We start from the raw sequence: 17496 nt of genomic DNA, 5'->3' as shown, positions 1-17496 counted from the left end.
ATGACCAACTTCCTCAAGCAGTCGTGGGCGGGTCTGCGGGTCCTGCTCGCGCTGACCGTGCTCCTCGGCGTGCTCTACCCGCTGGCGGTCTGGGGCGTCTCGCGCGTTCCCGGCCTGCACGCCAACGCCGAGGCCACCGGCACCACGCTGGTCGCCGTCGCGCGTGAGGGCGACCGGTACTTCCAGCCGCGGCCGTCGGCGGCGACGCTGCCCGCCTCCGGTGGCTCCAACAAGGGCGAGCTGAACGAGGACTACACGAAGGTCGTCGACGAGCGCCGCAAAGCCGTGGCGCAGCGGGAAGGCGTGTCCGAGGACCAGGTGCCGCAGGACGCGGTCACCGCGTCGGCGTCCGGCCTCGACCCGCACATCAGCCCGGAGTACGCGGCGCTGCAGGTGCCCCGTGTGGCGCGTGCGTCCCGGCTGTCCGAGGAGGAGGTCCGGGAGCTGGTGGCGACCAGCACCGGAGGCACCTTCACCACCACGGTCAACGTGACGGCGCTCAACCGCGCCATCGACGCCGTCACCCAGGACAATGGGCGTTGACCGTCGCCGGGGTGAGCTGAGGATCTACCTCGGCGCCGCTCCCGGTGTCGGCAAGACCTTCGCCATGCTCGGCGAGGCACACCGGCGCCGGGAGCGGGGCACCGTGGTGGCCGTGGGACTCGTCGAGACCCACGGCCGGGAGAAGACCACCGCACTGCTCGACGGGCTGGAAGCGGTGCCGCGCAAGCGGTTGCGGCACCGCGGCCTGGACGTCGAGGAGATGGACGTCGACGCGGTCCTCGCGCGCAAGCCGGAAGTGGCCGTAGTCGACGAGCTCGCCCACACCAACGCACCCGGTTCGCGCAACGAGAAGCGCTGGCAGGACGTCGAAGAGCTGCTCGACGCGGGCATCGACGTCCTGTCCACGGTCAACGTGCAGCACCTGGAGTCGTTGAACGACGTCGTCGAGCGGATCACCGGTGTGCGGCAGCGGGAGACCGTGCCGGACGAGGTGGTCCGCTGCGCCGAGCAGGTCGAGCTCGTGGACATCACACCGGAGGCGTTGCGGCGGCGGCTCGCGCACGGCAACGTCTACCCGGCACACCGCATCGACGCCGCGCTGGGCAACTACTTCCGGCTCGGCAACCTCACCGCGTTGCGCGAGCTGGCGCTGCTGTGGGTGGCCGACCAGGTCGACGTGGCGTTGCAGCGCTACCGCAGCGAGAAGGACATCACCGACACCTGGGAGACCAGGGAACGCGTGGTCGTCGCGATCACCGGCGGCCCGGAGAGCGAGACGCTGATCCGCCGGGCCCGCCGGATCGCCGTGCGGGCGGGTGCCGAGCTGTTGGTCGTGCACGTGCTGCGCGGTGACGGGCTGACCGGCGTGACGCCGGAGCACGTCGCCCGCTCGCGCAAGACCACCGAGGACGTCGGCGCGACGTTCCACTCGGTGGTGGGCGACGACGTGCCGACGGCGTTGCTGGAGTTCGCCCGCGGCGTCAACGCCACCCAGCTGGTGCTGGGGACCTCGCGGCGCTCGCGGGTGGCGCGGGCGTTCGACGAGGGCATCGGCGCGGCCGTCGTGCAGGAGTCCGGCGCGATCGACGTGCACATGGTCACGCACGACGAGGCACGGCGCGGGTTGCGGTGGAAGTCCGGCGCGGACCCGTTGTCGTCGCGGCGCAGGCTGTTCGGCTGGGCACTGGCCCTGGTGCTGCCCGCCGTGGTCACCGCGCTGGGCATGCTGTGGCGTGCCGAGCTGGACTTCTCGACCGACCTGGTGGCGTTCCTGCTGGTCACCTGCGTGGTGGCGATCGCGGGCGGACTGGGGCCGGCGTTGGCGTGCGCGGTGCTCGGCGCCGGGTTGCTGAACTACTTCTTCACCGAGCCCTACTACAGCTTGGCGGTGCGGACGCCGGAGAACGTGATCACGTTGGTCGCCATGGTGATCGTCGCGACGGTCGTGGCGCTGACGGTCGACCGGGCGGCCCGGCTGGGGGAGCAGGGTGCGCGGGCGCGGACCGAGGCGGCGCTGCTGGCGTCGTACTCGCGGACGGTGCTGACCGCGCCGTTCCCGCTGGCCCGGCTGCTGGAGAAGATCCGGGTGAACTTCGGCCTGGAGTCGGTCGCGCTGGTGGAGCGCGCGGACGGGCAGTGGACCTGCGTCGACCGCGCCGGGCGGGACTCCGGTCCCGTGACCGACGTGACGATCACCGGCGACGTGCGGCTGCGGCTCAGCGGGCGGGTGCTGCCCGCGAGTGACCAGCGGGTGCTGGAGGCGGCGGCCGGGCAGACGTTCGTGGCGCTGCGCCAGCAACGGATGGCCGCTGATGCGCTGGTGGCGCAACGGAAAGCGGAGACGTCGGAGTTGCGCACGGCACTGCTGTCGGCGGTCGGGCACGACCTGCGCACGCCGCTGACGTCCATCAAGGCGGCGATCGGCAGCCTGCGCGACACCTCGCTGCGACTGTCCGAAGAGGACACGACTGAGCTGATGGAGACCGTGGAGGAGTCCGCCGACCGGTTGACCGGCCTGGTGGACAACCTGCTGGACTCGTCGAGGCTCGCGACCGGTTCGGTGGAGCCGGTGCTGCGGCCGGTCGGCTACTACGAGGTCGTGGCCAGGGCGCTCGCCGGCATCGGCGGCGAGGTGTCGGTCGAGGTGGCGGAGGACCTGCCGCCGGTGCTCGCCGACCTGGGGCTGCTGGAACGCGTGGTGGTCAACGTGGTCGACAACGCCCTGCGGCACGGCAGCCCATCGCCAGTGGCTGTCCGCGGCAGCCGCCACGGCTCGTCGGTCGAGCTGCGGGTCGTGGACCACGGGCCCGGACTGCCGAAGAACACCGGGCACAAGGTGTTCGCGCCGTTCCAACGCCTCGGTGACCGCGACGCCACACCCGGCGTCGGGCTGGGGCTGAGCGTCGCGAAGGGCTTCACCGCCGCCATGGGCGGTGAGATCAGCGCGGAGGACACACCGGGTGGCGGGCTCACCATCGTGATCTCGTTGCCCGCCTACGAGGAGACTGCACGATGACGTCTGTTCTGGTGGTCGACGACGAACCGCAGATCGTGCGCGCGTTGAGGATCAACCTCAGCGCGCGGGGCTACGACGTGATGACGGCCTACGACGGCAAGTCCGCGCTCGGCGTGGCCGTGGAGGACAAGCCGGACGTGGTCGTGCTGGACCTGGGCCTGCCCGACATCGACGGCGTGGACGTGATCGCGGGCCTGCGCGGCTGGTCGTCGATCCCGATCATCGTGCTGTCCGCCCGCACCGACTCGGCCGCGAAGGTCGAGGCGCTGGACGCGGCGCCGACGACTACGTGACCAAGCCGTTCGGAATGGACGAGCTGCTGGCCAGGCTGCGGGCGGCGGTGCGGCGCGGGCTGGCGCGCGACGCGGGCGACCCGGTGGTCGAGACGGCGTCGTTCACCGTCGACCTGGCGGTGAAGAAGGTGCGGCGCGACGACCGGGAGGTGCACCTGACGCCGACCGAGTGGGGCCTGGTCGAGGTCCTGGCCCGCAACCCCGGCCGGCTCGTGTCGCAGAAGCAGCTGCTGCAGGAGGTGTGGGGGCCGATGCACCTCAACGAGTCGCAGTACCTGCGCGTCTACTTCGCCCAGCTGAGGCGCAAGCTGGAGGACGACCCCGCGCACCCGAAGCACCTGATCACCGAGCCCGGGATGGGGTACCGGCTGGAGCTCCGAGCTGACGAGCGACCGTGAGAGCGCTTCCATGGAGGTCCGCTGCCGTGCGTTCGTGACAGAGAGGTCATCATCGTGGCACGGCGGCCCCGGCAACGAGACGAACGGCCTCGGCGCGTCGCGTGCGTGTCCCGGTTCGCCGTGCCAGTCGGCGTTCCACACGTGGGCGGCGCGTTCCCGAACGGCGTGGCCGGCCGCACGACACCGACCCCGCAGACCACGCCGGGCAGGCAGATGCCCGTCGACCACGTGGCGGTCTGGACCCGGCCGTAGGGCTGGCCCTACTGCTCCACCTCTCCCGGCGCGCTACTGTCGGAGGTACTTCGGGGGAGGTGGGGCAGTGGGAGCTGTGGCGCGCCGGGACGTGTTGTCCTGGCTGGGCAAGGGTGCACTCGGGGCGGCCGCGCTGGGCATCGCCGGTGAGCCGGCGTTCGCGGCGGGCGGGCTGACCGCGCTGGTCGGGGCGACGCTGGTCGACGGAACGGGCCGGCCGCCGGTGCGCGACGCGACGGTGGTGCTGGCCGGTGACCGGATCCTGGCCGCCGGGCGGCGCCGGAACCTGCCGCGCGGCGTCCGGGTGGTCGACGTCGCCGGGAAGTACGTGATCCCGGGGTTGTGGGACCTGCACACGCACGCGTCGTTCTTCGCGACGACGCTGCCGGCGTTGCACGTCGTGCACGGCGTGACCGGCATCCGCGAGATGATGGGCATGCCCGAGACGCACGACGTGCGTCGCCAGATCGAGACCGGTGAGCTGCTGGGACCGCGGATGGTCATCGGCAGCACGATCGTCGACGGTCCCGGCTCTATCTGGCCGGGCACGGACATCGTGCGCACACCGGAGGAAGCCCGTGCCGCGGTGCGGCGCGCGCACGCCGCTGGCGCTGACTTCGTGAAGGTGTACTCGTTCCTGTCGCCTTCGTCGTACGAGGCGATCGCTGCGGAGTGCCGCCGGTTGCGGATCCCGTTCGCCGGGCACGTTCCCGCGCGGGTACCGGTGCAGGACGCGTTGGAACAGCACACGCACGAACACATGTACAACCTGTTCTCGTCCACTTCGGACGACGCGGAGGCGTTGTACGCGCGGTTGCGCTCGCTGCCGGACGACCCGGCCGACCCGAACTGGTGGGGCCGGCAGGCGGGCCGCTTGGAACGGGCCGCCGTCGCCACCCACTCGCCTGCAAGGGCTTCGGCGTTGTTCGCGTCGATGGTCGCGCGCGGGGCGTGGCAGTCGCCGACGTTGTTCGTCGAACGCAACATGTCCCGGTCGCCGGAGATGATCGTCAACGACCCGGTGGCGCTGGAACGCCTGCGGTACATCCCGGTCGAGCTGCGCGAGCAGTGGGCCACGATCATGTCCGGCCGCCCGGTGCGCACACCCGAGGACGTCGCCGAGGGCGTGCGGTTCGGCGACGCGCGGCTGCGGTTGCTCGGCGAGATGCACGCGGCCGGCGTCGGCGTGGTGGCGGGCACGGACGCCGGGTTCGCCTACGTGTTCCCGGGCTTCTCGCTGCACGACGAGCTGGCGCTGCTGGTGCGGGCCGGGTTGTCGCCGATGGCGGCGTTGCGAGCAGCGACGAGCGAGGCGGCGCGGTGTGCCGGCCGGGCGCACGAGTCGGGCACGGTGACGCCGGGCAAGCAGGCGGACCTGGTGGTGCTGGACGCGGACCCGTTGGCGGACATCAGGAACACCGCGCGGATCCACGCCGTGGTGTCACGTGGTCGCTACCTCGGTCCGGCGGATCGGGCGCGGGTGCTGGCGGGGATCGAGGAGGCGGCCCGGGAACCGGTGGGTGCGCCGGTGACGCCGATGGGGTGCTGCGAGCACTAGGGCGTGTCCCGTGAGTCCGTTCGATGAGAGTCACGGTCGAGAGTCCCGGAGGCGGTGCCGCCGCAGCGCCCTCATACCGGGCGTATTCGGGTGTTGCGGCGGTGCCGCCTCCGGGGCCCTCGGCCGCGACTATCGCGGACGAGACTCACGGGACACGCACTAGCACCGTCGCTTCTGGCCTTCGGGGTAGAAGCAACGGTCTGCTAGGACGCCGCTCCCGGCCCGAACCGGCGGCGGTAGGCGGTGGGCGTCAACCCGGTCCGCCGCCGCAGCTGCACCCGCAGGTTCGACTGCGTGCCGAGCCCGCTCGCCTCGGCGACCCGGTCCAGCCGCAGCTCGCCGCGTTCTATCAACCGGCACGCCAGCGTCACGCGCTCGTCGGTGAGCCACGCCAGCGGGGTGGTGCCCAGCTCGGCCTGGAACCGGCGGTGCAGGGTCGCGGGGCTCATCGCCGCGCGGTCGGCCAGGTCGGCCACCGTGATGGGCGTGTCCAGCCTGCCCTGAGCCCAGGCGAGCACCGGCGCGAGTGAGGCGTCCGGGACCGTCGCGACCGGACGTTCGACGAACTGGCGCTGCCCGCCGTCGCGGTGTGCGGCGAACACCAGCCGGCGGCTGACGGCGTTCGCGATCTCGGCGCCGTGGTCGCGGCGGATGAGGTGCAGGCCGAGGTCCAGCGCGGCGGCACTGCCGGCGGCCGTCAGCACGTCGCCGTCGTCGACGTACAGCACGTCCGGCCGCAGGTGCACGGCCGGGAAGCGGGCCGCGAACAGCTCCGCCCACCGCCAGTGCGTGGTCGCCGGGCGGCCGTCGAGCACACCGGCGGCGGCCAGGGCGAAGGCACCGGTGCAGAAGCTCATCAGCCGGCTGCCGTTCGCCGCCGCTCCGCGGATGGCCTCCACCACCGGGGTGGATTCGAAGGCCTCCGGGTCCGGCCGGTTCGGCACGATCAGCGTGTCCGCCGTCTCCGCCACCTCCAGCGGGGCGACGTCGGACAGCGCGAACATCCCGGCGTGCATCCGCACCGACGGCGTCGCCGCGCACAGCGTGAACTCGTACCACGGCCGGTCCAGCTCCGGCCGCCGCAGCCCGAACAGCTCCGTGGCCACGCCCATCTCGAACGGGTTGGAGCCCTCGTCGACGATCATCACCACCCGGTGCGAGGATCCACGCGTCATGCGCGATTTCTAGCACTTCCGCGGTGTGTGCCGCACGCGCGAGGCTGGACACCATGACCGAACCGATCAACCTGCACACCGCCCTCGCCGCGATCGACCGGCCCTGGGACCCGCGCATCGTCACCCAGGTCAACGACTACGACGTCCGGATCGCCAAGGTCGAGGGCGAGTTCGCCTGGCACGCCCACGACACCACCGACGAGTTCTTCCTCGTCCTCGACGGCGAGCTGCGGATCGCGTTGCGCGACGCATCGGGCGAACGCTCGGTCGTGCTGCCCCGTGGCGCGGTCTTCGTCGTGCCGCGCGGGGTCGAGCACAAGCCGTCCTCGGCCGACGGTGCGTCCATCCTGATGTTCGAGCCGACCGGGACGCCGAACACCGGCGACCGCCACGACGAGCTGCCTGAGCACATCGCCACCAGCACGGGACGCCGGCTCGACTGACCCCCTCAGGGCTCGGTCTGGAGCTCGGCTTCGCAGGCGGTGTCGTCGTGCACGAGGGAGCTGCCGTTCGCTGCGAGCCGTGTCCACGCGCGGTGTGCAGGAGGCCTGCGACATACAGGACGAACCGTGTCCTGTACTCCCGCGAGAGTGGGCCCGCACGCGGCACCAGGCCGTTGTCACCAGGAGGAACCTGATGAAGACGCGCATGCTCGGACGCACCGGCATCGAGGTCAGCCCGTACTGCCTGGGCACCATGATGTTCGGTCAGGTGGGCAACCCGGACCACGACGAGTGCGTGCGGATCGTCCACCGCGCGCTGGACGCCGGGATCAACTTCGTCGACACCGCCGACGTGTACTCCTACGGCGAGACCGAGGAGATCGTCGGCAAGGCGCTGCGGGGCCGCCGTGCCGACGTGGTGCTCGCGACCAAGGTGAACGGCGTGATGGGCAAGGGCCTCAACAGGTCCGGCAGCTCGGCGGTGGATCATCGCGGAGGTGGAGCACTCGCTGCGGCGGCTGCAGACCGACTACATCGACCTCTACCAGGTGCACCACCCCGACCCGCGCACCGACGTCGAGGAGACGTTGTCCGCGCTGACCGATCTCGTCAGGGCCGGGAAGGTGCGCACGATCGGCTGCTCCAGCATGCCGGCGCCGGAGATCGTCGAGGCGCACTGGGTGTCCGAACGCCGCGGCCTGGAACGGTTCCGCACCGAGCAGCCGCCGTACTCGATCCTCAACCGGGGTGTCGAACGCGAGGTGCTGCCGGTGTGCGCGCGGTACGGGATGGGCACGCTGGTGTGGAGTCCGCTGGCGATGGGGCTGCTGACCGGGCGGTACCGCAAGGGCCGTCCGTCGGACGGCCACGCCGCCCGCATGCACTGGGTGCGGCGGCACATGACCGACGAGCGCAAGCTCGACGCGGTGGAACGGCTGCTGCCCGTGGCGGAGCAGGCGGGGATGTCGTTGACGCACATGGCGGTGGCGTTCGCCGTCGCGCATCCGGCGGTCACCTCCGCGATCATCGGGCCGCGGACGATGGCGCAGCTCGACGACCTGCTCGCCGGGGCGGACACCGTGCTGGGCGACGACGTGCTCGACCGGATCGACGAGGTCGTGCCGCCGGGAACCGACCTCGGCGCGCTGGACGTGTCGTACGTGCCGCCCGCGCTGGCGGAACCGGCCCTGCGGCGACGTCCGTCCGGCGACCGGGCGGCCGCATGAGGTCGGCGTCTGCGGTGGGGGAGCTGTTCGATCACGCGGCTGTGGTGCGGGCCACCGCGCCCGTCAGGATCGCGTCAAGGCCTGGGCTCCGGGTGTCAGGGTCTCGTCGCAGGCCCTGACACCTGCTGGTGACCGGCGTGCAATCGGGGCATGACACTCGCGGAGTTGCTGCCCAGCATCGGATGCTCCACCGAGCCGGTGCTGGAAGAGGGCCTCTGGCCGGACGGGACACGTCTCGACGGCTCGGACCTCGTCATCGGTGGAGTGCCGGCGTCCCGGCTCGCCGCCCAGTTCGGCACGCCGTGCCAGGTGCTGGACGAGACGACGGTTCGCACGCGGGCACGGGAGTTCCTGAAAGCTCTGCCCGAGGCCGAGGTCGTGTTCGCCGGGAAGTCGTTGCCGTGCCCCGAGGTCTACCGGTGGATGGCCGCCGAGGGGTTGTCGTTGGACGTGTCGAGCGCCGGGGAACTGGCGCTGGCGCGGGCAGCGGACTTCCCGGCGGCGCGGATCGTCATGCACGGCAACGTGAAGACCGGCGAGGACCTCAAAGCCGCGCTGGCCTACGGGGTGTCGCGGATCGTGGTCGACTCGTTCGACGAGATCGCGCAGCTCGGAGCCCTCGCCCGGCACGGGCAGCAGGTCGTGGTCCGGGTGACGCCGGGGGTGGACGCCCACACGCACGCGGCGATCGCGACCGGGGTCGAGGACCAGAAGTTCGGGTTCTCACTGGCGTCCGGGGCGGCGCTGGAGGCGGTGCTGCGGGTGGTGGAGCAGCCGTCGTTGCGGCTCGTCGGGCTGCACTGCCACATCGGGTCCCAGGTGCGGCACGTGGCGGCGTACGAGGAGACCGTGCGGCGGATGGTCGGGCTGATCGCCGGCTGCGGTGTGCGGATCGAGCAGCTGGACCTGGGTGGCGGGTTCTGCGCGCCGTACCTGCCGGGCGAGTCGTCGTTCGACCTGGCCGGGTTCGCCCACCGGGTGCGGGTGGCGCTGAACTACGAGTGCGCGGTGCACCGGGTGCCGGTGCCGCGGGTGCTGGTCGAGCCGGGGCGGTCGGTCGTGGCGAACGCCGGGGTGACGTTGTACCGGGTCTGCGCGGTGAAGCGCGGCACGACGAGGACGTTCGTCGCTGTGGACGGTGGGATGAGCGACAACCCGCGGCCGGCGTTGTACGGCGCGAAGTACGCGGTGCGGCTGGTCGGACGGGGCGGTCGGATGGCGCCCGTGACCGTGGTGGGACGGCATTGCGAGGCCGGTGACGTGCTGGCGTCGGACGTGGTGCTGCCCGCCGACGTGCACGCCGGTGACCTGCTGGCGGTGCCGGCGACCGGCGCGTACCACCACGCGTTGGCGTCGAACTACAACCAGGTCGGGCGGCCGCCGGTCGTCGCGGTGCACGACGGGACCGCGCGGCTGGTCGTGCGGCGGGAGACCGAGGAGGACCTGCTGCGGAGGTACGTCTGACGCACCTCAGGTTGATCGTTTCGCTGCAGGGTCGAACGTGTGTTCCCTAGAGTGGCGCGATGCACTCGTACGCATACGTCGCCGACTCGCGGCTCGACGAGGCGCGCCGCGCCCTGGGGCTGCAGACGTCCGGTGGCCGGGCGCCGAACCCGCGCTTCTTCACCGGGTTCCTGGGCGACTCGCAGCAGGCCGCGACCGCGTTGCTGGCCATCGCGAAGGTCGCCGGCACGCGGTACTTCCAGCCCACCACCGAACGGCTGCGTGACCCGGTCGTCACCTGCAACGGCGACCGGTTGCGGTTCGAGTCCTTCTCCGGCTGCTGCGGGGTCTACGCGCGGCTGGACGTGCTGTCGGACGCGCTCGACGGCGAGGTGCACGACCGCGGGACGACGAACGTCGACGTCAACGAGCCGTTGCGCAGGGCGTTGGCCCGTGTCACCAAAGGTGATCCGCTGCACCTGACCGTCGGGCCGGACCAGGTCGAGTTCGGCACGCTCGACGGCGCGGTGGTGGAGAAGAAGGTGCCGCTGCCGCCGCGGTGGTTGCGCGGGTTCGCCGAGACGCAGGTGCTGACCTCGCGGTTCGACCTGAAGGCCGAGCTCACGCCGGCGGACGCGCAGCGGTTCCTCAGGACGGTGCCGAAGGGACGCGCCGCGGTGTGGGCGGTGCCGGCCGGGCGGTCGGTGCGGTTGAGCGGCAGCGCGTCGGCGAACGCCGTGTGCCTGGCGGGGCCGAACCGGCTCGAGGTGCTGATGCCGTTGCTGCGCTTCGCGAAGGCGGTCCGGTTGTACGGACCGCCCGCCGACGGCAAGCCGGTCGCGAGCGGCTGGGAGGTCGACCTCGGCGCGCAACGGCTGACACTGGTGCTGTCGCCGGAGGTGAACCGCGGGCTGTCCGGTGAGGGCGCGGTGCTCGACGGGCTGGCGGCGGGTGACGCGGACACCGACGCCGAGCTCGTCGGGGCGTTGCTGGACTTCGAGCCGCGGGTGGACGTGCCCGACCTGGCCGAGCGGTCCGGGCTCACCGTCGTGCGGGTCCGGGATGCGTTGACACAGCTGGGAACGGCCGGACGGGTGGGCTACGACCTCGCGGAGGCCGCGTACTTCCACCGCGAGCTGCCGTACGAGGGCACCGACGTGCAGGCGATGAACCCCAGGCTGCGCAACGCCCGCGCGCTGGCCGAGCAGGACGCGGTGAGCTGGGACGGTGCCACGGCGCTGGTCGGCGGCCACCGGGTGGACGGTGAGGCGTGCACCTGCACGTGGTGGGTGGAGTACCGGGGTGGGCGCGGCAAGTGCAAGCACGTGCTGGCGGCGGACATCGTGAGGGGACAGGCGTGACGTTCGGACGGATCCGCTCGCTGATCGAGTCGGACCAGGTGCTCGCGCTCGGTGAGGCGCTGAAGCTGCTGACGCCCCAACAGTGCAAGGAAACGGCGCCGGAACTGGTGGCCTACGAGAAGGTGCACCGGTCGGAGAGCCGGTGGACCCACCGGGAGACGCTGGCGGTGGCCGGTGCGGGGCTGCTGCCGAACGCGTCCACGCTCACGCCGTGGTTGGTGCGGTACCACATCTGGCACCACCGCACGAGCCCGCACGACGGCACGGCGGTGGTGCTCGACGTGCTGCGGCACCGGCAGCTGACCTGGCTGCCGGACCTGGTCGCGCGGCTCGCGCGGATGCCGACCCGGGAGCTGACCCGCCGCGACCTGCTGCGCGTGATTTTGGAGTTCTGCGGCGACACCCCACCGGACACCGACGGTTTCCTGTTGCACTTCCTGGACTTCGGCGGCCACACCCGGTGGCGGCCGGAGTTCGACGCGCTGGTCCCGCGGATGCTGGAGGTCGTCGGCGCCGGGGTGATCTTCGCGAACGTCCGGCAGTGGCGGCTGTTCCTGCGCGACAGGGCTCCTCGTCCGGTGCTCCTCGACGGGGTGCTCGCGCGGTTGCAACAGGGCGGATCGGCGCGGGAGATGGAGGGTTTCCTCGCGCTGCACGAGGTTCTGCAGGTGACGCCGGACGAGGTGGCCGAGCACGCGCGGGACTACGTCGCGATGCTGCCGGACTCGCGCTCGACGGTCGCCACGCTGGCGCAGCAGCAGCTGAAGTCGTTGGACGAGGCCGGAAAGCTCGACTTCGACCTGCTGTGCGAGGCGAGCCGGTGGGTGTTCGCGCGCTCGGAGAAGAAGCTGGTGCGCACGCAGCTCACCTGGCTGGGCAAGCACGGGAACCGGCCGGACGAGGTCGCGCTGACCACCGCGGAGCTGTTCGCGCACGAGTCCGACGACCTGCGCGGGCAGGCGGTGAAGCTGGTCGGGAAGCTCCTGGCGAAGGTGAGTCCCGCGACCCGTGCCGAGATCGTGACGCTGGCCGAGCAGTTGCCACCGGACCTGGCCGCGCGGCTCGGCGGTGTGACTGTCGCGGAAGACGTCGTCGAGCTGGCCGCCTTCGCGCCGCGGCCGTTCCCGGAGCCGATCGCCACGCTGGACGAGCTGACCCGCGAGCTGCTGGGGTTGTTCGGCCGCAACGCCGGACCCGTCGAGGCCGTGGTCGCGGAACGGATCGTCGAGGCGGTCGTCCGGTTCGGCTGGCAGGACCGGATCGCTCTGGGACGGGCGATGCAACCGGTGTACGCCAAGCAACCTTGGCTCGCACAGCGCAGCATGCCGATCTACCACAGGGACTACGTCAAGCGGGAGCCGCGCACGGAGCTGATGGAGATCATCTCCGTGGTGGGCGACCTGCCGCGGCCGGTCGGTCCGCTGGGGCTCGCGGTGGCGTTCGCACGGGAGTGGCGGACCCAGCTGAAGCGGTCGCGGGCGGGCCGCATCTCCGAGCAGCTCGCGCTGCGGTTGCACGAGATCGCCGAGGGCCTGCAGCACGCACCGCGGCCCGCCCTGGTCTCCACGCCGACCTGGATGTCCGGCCTGCTCGACGCGGACACGCTGCTGGAACGGCTCGCGAAGGCCGAGGCGGAGGGCTGGGAGCCGTGGCAGCGCGACCTCAAGCAGGCCTTCCACCGGTTGCCGCGCGACGTGCGCCCGGACGCGTTCGCCTCGCTGTCCGGCCGGCCGGGACAACAGCTGCGCCGGTGGCTCGAGGTCCGCGTCGACCCGAGCGTGGTCGCTGTCGAACGCACTTACACCGTCGGCCGGTACTCCAGCCACGAGGGGGAGTGCTCAGCGCTGCTCGCGACCGTCGAACCCGGCCTGCCCGCGCCGGAGGACCTCTACCGCGGGTACGACGAGTGGGGTCCGATGATCGAGTGCTGGCCCGCCGCCCTGCCCGCGCACCGCGACGTCGTGGCGGCCTGGTTGGTGCCGCACCTCCGCCACCGCCTCGACTCGAAGGGCGACGACGGCCCGCTGCTGCCGTTGCTGGCCGAGGCGGACGGCCCGGTCGGCCCCGGCCTGACCCTGGCGCTGGCGTACGGCCTCGGCGCCGAGCTGACGGTCAACCGCGCCTACGCCGTGGACGCGCTGCTGGTCCTCGCGTCGCGCTCGCAACTCGACGGCGCGGCGCTGGGCACGTTGCTCGGCCGCTGCTCGACCGCGGCGACGCCGTGCTGGGCCGCGTGGTCCCGGCGTTGCGCGACGCCGCCGCTCCGCGCCGCCCGTCCGGTGTGGGACGTGGTCGTGGCCGCGTTGCCGCAGCTCTGGACGCACAACCGGGTCGCCGACCTGGTCGAGCTGGCGGTGGAGCTGGCCCAGCAGCTCACGCCCGGCGGCACCGTGCCCGGCCTCGCCGAGGTGGCCGCGCGCAAGGGAACGAGCAAGGCGGTCGTGCAGGCCAAGCGACTGGCGGCTGTGCTTCAGTGACTCCGTTGAGCTGCGGCGGTGACCGCCTCTGTCCACATCAGAGCGTTCACCCGGCGAACACGGGGTAGTGGTCGGACAGGTCGGTGTAGGTGTGCTTGCGCCCCCACGACCAGATCGTCCACTCCGGACTCTTCACCCGCCGGGTCTCGTTGACGAGCGCCGGCCCCTGGATCGTCAGCACGTAGTCGAGGTGCTCGGAGGCGTACTCGGGCCCGTACTGGTCGCGGCAGATGCTGTTGTCCGCGCAGTCCCAGGAGAACGGGTGCCCGGTGATCGCCGGCGTCCGCGCGCCGAGCTCGGCGACCATGCTGGTGAACTCGGTGCTCGTCCTGACTACGTTGAGGTCGCCGGCGACGTAGACGGGTTCGGTGGCGGGGATGTCCCTGGCCGCCAGGAACGCCTTGATCTCAGCCCGCTGCTGGGCGCGGTAGCTCGCCGGGGAGGTGGTGCAGCTGCTGTCCTCGGCCTGCATGTGGGTGCCGATCACGTGCAGCGGTCCGGCCGGCGCCTCGATCCGCACGTAGGCGAACCCCTTGTTGGAGAACCAGTCCGCGCCACAGGCGTCGCGGTAGACGTGCTGGACCCTGGTGGTGATCGGCCACCGGCTGAGGACCGCCGCGCCGCCGTCCTCGGGGGTGGAGTCGCGGTAGGCGCCACTCGTCACGTCCCAACCGGCCGTGCCGCGGCCGAGGACCGGGGTCTGGTGCGGGTAGGTGTCGCGGAGGTTGGCCAGCAGGCGATCGGAGGCGGCGTTGTCGAACGCCTCCTGCAGGACGACCACGTCTTGGCCGTTGAGCACGCCGGTGCTGTCGATGAGGTCGGCGCGGGCGAGCTGGCCCCAGTTGGGGTAGAGGTTGCGCGACAGCATGAAGACGTTGTAGGTGGCGATCTTCGGGGCTGCGGCCGGAGCGGCGGTGGCCGATGCGGCGGTGGTCGGCGCGGCGGTGGTCGGCGCGGCGGTGGCCGGTGTGGCTGTGGCGACGGGTGCTGCTGAGATCGTCAGCGCGACGGCGGCGGCGAGCGTGAACAGGCGCATGAGGGCCGATGCTGGTGGACGTGAATGAAATTCACAACCGCTGGCACATGACCCGATGGTGTCGTATCGATCAAGTGTCGGTGCTTCCCGGTCCTCGCGTTAGTGCAGCTGGCCCGCGCCCGATTTGTCCACCAATGTCCGCATGGCCTCGTAAGCCGTCTCCGGATCGCGCGCCACGATCGCGTCCAGCACCGCCCGGTGCGGCGGCACCGGGTCATCGGCCACGCTCCCGTGCACCGGCTCGTCCCGCTCAGTCAGCCCGATCGCGATGATCCGCTTCACCTCGGTGAGGAACGCGTTGTGCGCGGCCGATATCAGCAGGCGGTGGAAGTCGAGGTCGGCCTTGGCGGTCGCGGCCAGGTCGGGGGGCGCCGGCCATGCGGTCCAGGGCTGACGAGAGGGCCTCGACGTCCTCGGGGATGGCGCGCTCGGCGGCCAGGCGGGCGGCGGCGGGTTCGACGATCACGCGCCTCTCGGTGAGCTCGGCGAAGAGGCCGGGGTCGGTGGGGGACTGGGTCTGCCAGCGCATGACGTCGGTGTCGAGGAGGTTCCAGGAGGAGCGGGGGTGGACGAAGGTGCCGCGTTTCTGCCTCGCGGCGATCATGCCCTTGGCGGAGAGGACCTTCAGAGCCTCGCGCAGGGCCGGGAGGTCGAGGGTGTCGCCCTCGCCGATCTCACCGGCCAGGATCCGGTTGGCGAGTGCCTCGACGGTTCGGCCGTGTACGCCCCGGTGGGTCGCTCGCCAGGGCGGTCGACGCGGCTGAAGCCGCGCGGGTTGGCCGCAGAGTCCAATCTGGGCGGAAACGGCGAGGTCTGCTCGGGTGCGCACCTGACCCACGTCGGACTGCCGTTCGACTGGGCTCGGTCGAACGACGCCGCCATCGTGCTGCTACGGCCTCAGCAGGGCCTGGATCTCGGCCAGCGGCGTGCGGGCGAGGGCCGATCCGACCCCGCACGCCACCGCACCCGCCGCCAGCCACGCGGGCACATCGGCCGGCGCGACACCACCGGTCGGCACGAGTGGCGCGTGCGGCAGCACGGCGAGCACGTCCCTGACCCACTGCGGGGTCGGCGCCGGGAACACCTTCACGGCGTCCGCTCCGGCCTCCATCGCCTGGATCACCTCGGTGACGGTCGCGGCGCCGGGCAGCACGGCCGCGCCGTAGCGGTGACCGGCGCGGATCACGGCCGGGTCGAGGTTGGGTGCCACCAGGAACTGGGCTCCGGCGCGGACGGCGGCGACCGCGGACGTCTCGTCCAGCACGGAACCCGCGCCGATGGTGGCGTCCGGGTGGGATGCGCGCAGTTGGCGAATGGCTTCCAGTGCGCCGGGGTTGGTCAGCGGGAGCTCCAGCGACGTGAGGCCCGCGTCCAGCAACGGGACGGCGGCCTGCAGCGCGGAGTCGGTGTCGGGGGTGCGGATGATCGCGATGATGCCCTGCCGCACGACTGCCTGGGTGATCTCGTAGCGGTAGCTCACGTCCACAGCCTACTTAGCAAAATTCTGAAGTATTTCGAACACCTCAAGTGGGCCTGAGGCTTCGTCCATGTTGGTTGGCAGGGACATGTTGGTCATCTCCGAGATGTTGGTGGTGCTGTCTCTGGTTGCGGCGCTTGCGCACGCTGAGTCTGTCCGATGTGGATTCTCAGGCAGGCCCGTCGCGCACCCCTGGTCTGGGGCGTGCCACGGCCGAGCCCTGCGAGCGTCCTTCCTAGGTGTCTGGCCTGCGATGTCGTGGGCCGGTGACGGCGTTGTGCTGCGGAGTCGGACCGAGCACCGTGGCCGTGACCGGGGGTGTGGGGCCCGCGTTTCCTCATTCACGGGCGTTCGAGGTCGGGTGATCCGGACATGAGTGAGACGACCGCAGCGCCGAGTCAGGACGAGGTTCACCTGTCCGGGTGACGAGCTGGTGGGAGCTGCGCCGCTCGGACGAGCGGGTAGGGTCCGTGCGGTGGGGAAGATCGTCCGCATCGGCGTGTTCTACGACGGCACGTGGTTCGCCTACCTCAGCGACTTCTACGCCACCGCGCACCGGCGGGCGGCGCGGGTGTCGCTGGACGGGTTGCACGATGCCGTGCGCTGGTACGTCCACGCCGAGACCGGGCGTCCGCTCGACGAGTGCGTGGTTGCGGAGGCCCACTACGTGCGCGGTCGGATCGACACCCCCGCGGCGTCGTTCGACGCCGTGCTGACCGCTGCCGGGATCACGCGGCACGACCTGCCGTTGCACGGGGGCAAGGAGAAGGGTGTCGACGTCCACCTGGCGCTCGAGGCGTGGGACCGGGCGACCGCGGTGCCGCTCGACTGGGTCGTGCTGCTCACCGGCGATGCCGACTTCGCGCCGCTGGTGACCAGGCTGACCGCGCGGGGTGTGCACGTGGTGGTGCCGGTGGTCGACGTGCGGGCGGGGGACGGCGTGCCGTCGTGGACGCCGCGCACCGCGGCGCCGTTGCGGGCCGCGACGCCGTTCACGCCAGGGTTCGACCACCTGTTCGATCCTGCCGATCGTCCGGACTACCCGCTGCGCCGTGCTTTCGTGCGGTCGGCGGAGGCCGTGGCGTCACCGGTGGGGGCGCCGCGCGGGCGTCGTCGGGGGACCATCGCGACCTGGAAGTCGGGGCAGGCGCACGGGTTCATCACCGACACGAAGGGCGGGTCGTGGTTCGTGTCGCGCGATGACCTGCCGGAGGGGCTGACGTTGCTGCTGGCGGGCACGCCGGTGTCGTTCACCGGGTCGCCGGTGCCGATGGCGGGCCGCAAGTACCCGCGGGCGCAGCTGGTGAGGCTCGACGAGTTCCCTTCGTGAGCCGTGAT

Annotated in this window: 12 protein-coding genes and 3 pseudogenes; 11 read left to right on the top strand and 4 right to left on the bottom strand. The window is 71.8% G+C overall.

Annotation, left to right across the window (positions count from 1 at the left end):
* The 5 genes and pseudogenes from BBK82_RS43340 to BBK82_RS43325 all read left to right on the top strand — a co-directional run bounded on the left by BBK82_RS43340 (position 1) and on the right by BBK82_RS43325 (position 5520).
* Positions 1-543: a potassium-transporting ATPase subunit C gene (locus BBK82_RS43340; RefSeq protein ID WP_065920102.1), complete on the top strand. Its 543-nt coding sequence runs from the start codon at positions 1-3 to the stop codon at positions 541-543.
* Entirely contained in the window at positions 533-3019 is a 2487-nt protein-coding gene (locus tag BBK82_RS43335) for a sensor histidine kinase (protein WP_065920101.1), read from the top strand. Before BBK82_RS43340 ends, BBK82_RS43335 begins: the two co-directional genes overlap by 11 nt.
* Positions 3016-3710, top strand: a pseudogene (locus BBK82_RS43330) (response regulator). Before BBK82_RS43335 ends, BBK82_RS43330 begins: the two are co-directional and overlap by 4 nt.
* Positions 3711-3764: 54 nt before the next feature.
* A complete protein-coding gene (locus tag BBK82_RS52525) occupies positions 3765-3962 on the top strand; it encodes a hypothetical protein (RefSeq protein WP_218920526.1) in 198 nt (65 codons plus the stop codon).
* A 67-nt stretch (positions 3963-4029) separates the two neighbouring features.
* Positions 4030-5520, top strand: coding sequence for an amidohydrolase family protein (locus BBK82_RS43325; protein WP_065920100.1), 1491 nt, complete (start codon positions 4030-4032; stop codon positions 5518-5520).
* 203 nt (positions 5521-5723) lie between these two features.
* On the opposite strand, the gene BBK82_RS43320 is transcribed toward BBK82_RS43325, so the two are convergent.
* A complete protein-coding gene (locus BBK82_RS43320; RefSeq protein WP_065920099.1) occupies positions 5724-6695 on the bottom strand; it encodes a helix-turn-helix domain-containing protein in 972 nt (323 codons plus the stop codon).
* Between the two features lie 53 nt (positions 6696-6748).
* Here BBK82_RS43320 and BBK82_RS43315 point away from each other — a divergent pair, with 53 nt between their 5' ends.
* The 5 genes and pseudogenes from BBK82_RS43315 (at position 6749) to BBK82_RS43295 (ending at position 13645) form a co-directional block, all read left to right on the top strand.
* On the top strand, positions 6749-7138 hold the full coding sequence (locus tag BBK82_RS43315; RefSeq protein ID WP_065921835.1) for a cupin domain-containing protein: 390 nt from the start codon (positions 6749-6751) through the stop codon (positions 7136-7138).
* Positions 7139-7331: 193 nt separating this feature from the next.
* Positions 7332-8364 (top strand): annotated as a pseudogene (locus BBK82_RS43310) (aldo/keto reductase).
* Positions 8365-8514: 150 nt separating this feature from the next.
* Positions 8515-9828, top strand: a complete 1314-nt coding sequence (gene lysA, locus BBK82_RS43305) for a diaminopimelate decarboxylase (protein WP_065920098.1) — start codon at positions 8515-8517, stop codon at positions 9826-9828.
* Between the two features lie 59 nt (positions 9829-9887).
* Positions 9888-11168, top strand: a complete 1281-nt coding sequence (locus BBK82_RS43300) for a hypothetical protein (protein WP_065920097.1) — start codon at positions 9888-9890, stop codon at positions 11166-11168.
* Positions 11165-13645 (top strand): DUF6493 family protein, encoded by a 2481-nt coding sequence (locus BBK82_RS43295; protein WP_065920096.1) that lies wholly within the window; start codon positions 11165-11167, stop codon positions 13643-13645. The genes BBK82_RS43300 and BBK82_RS43295 overlap by 4 nt, the downstream gene beginning before the upstream one ends.
* 46 nt (positions 13646-13691) lie before the next feature.
* On the opposite strand, the gene sph is transcribed toward BBK82_RS43295, so the two are convergent.
* From sph to BBK82_RS43280, 3 genes and pseudogenes are all read right to left on the bottom strand, one after another.
* Positions 13692-14681: a sphingomyelin phosphodiesterase gene (sph, locus tag BBK82_RS43290; protein ID WP_065920095.1), complete on the bottom strand. Its 990-nt coding sequence runs from the start codon at positions 14679-14681 to the stop codon at positions 13692-13694.
* Between the two features lie 99 nt (positions 14682-14780).
* Positions 14781-15210, bottom strand: a pseudogene (locus BBK82_RS56525) (FadR/GntR family transcriptional regulator).
* Between the two features lie 360 nt (positions 15211-15570).
* Positions 15571-16161 carry a bifunctional 4-hydroxy-2-oxoglutarate aldolase/2-dehydro-3-deoxy-phosphogluconate aldolase gene (locus tag BBK82_RS43280; protein WP_065921834.1) on the bottom strand — a complete coding sequence of 197 codons (591 nt, stop codon included), beginning with the start codon at positions 16159-16161 and terminating at the stop codon, positions 15571-15573.
* 472 nt (positions 16162-16633) lie between these two features.
* Between BBK82_RS43280 and BBK82_RS43275 the strand changes: the two genes are divergently transcribed.
* Entirely contained in the window at positions 16634-17488 is an 855-nt protein-coding gene (locus BBK82_RS43275) for an NYN domain-containing protein (protein WP_065920094.1), read from the top strand.
* The last annotated feature ends 8 nt before the right edge of the window (positions 17489-17496 follow it).

Source organism: Lentzea guizhouensis, assembly GCF_001701025.1.
Taxonomy (GTDB): Bacteria; Actinomycetota; Actinomycetes; order Mycobacteriales; family Pseudonocardiaceae; genus Lentzea; species Lentzea guizhouensis.
This window is presented reverse-complemented; position numbering and strand designations above follow the sequence as displayed.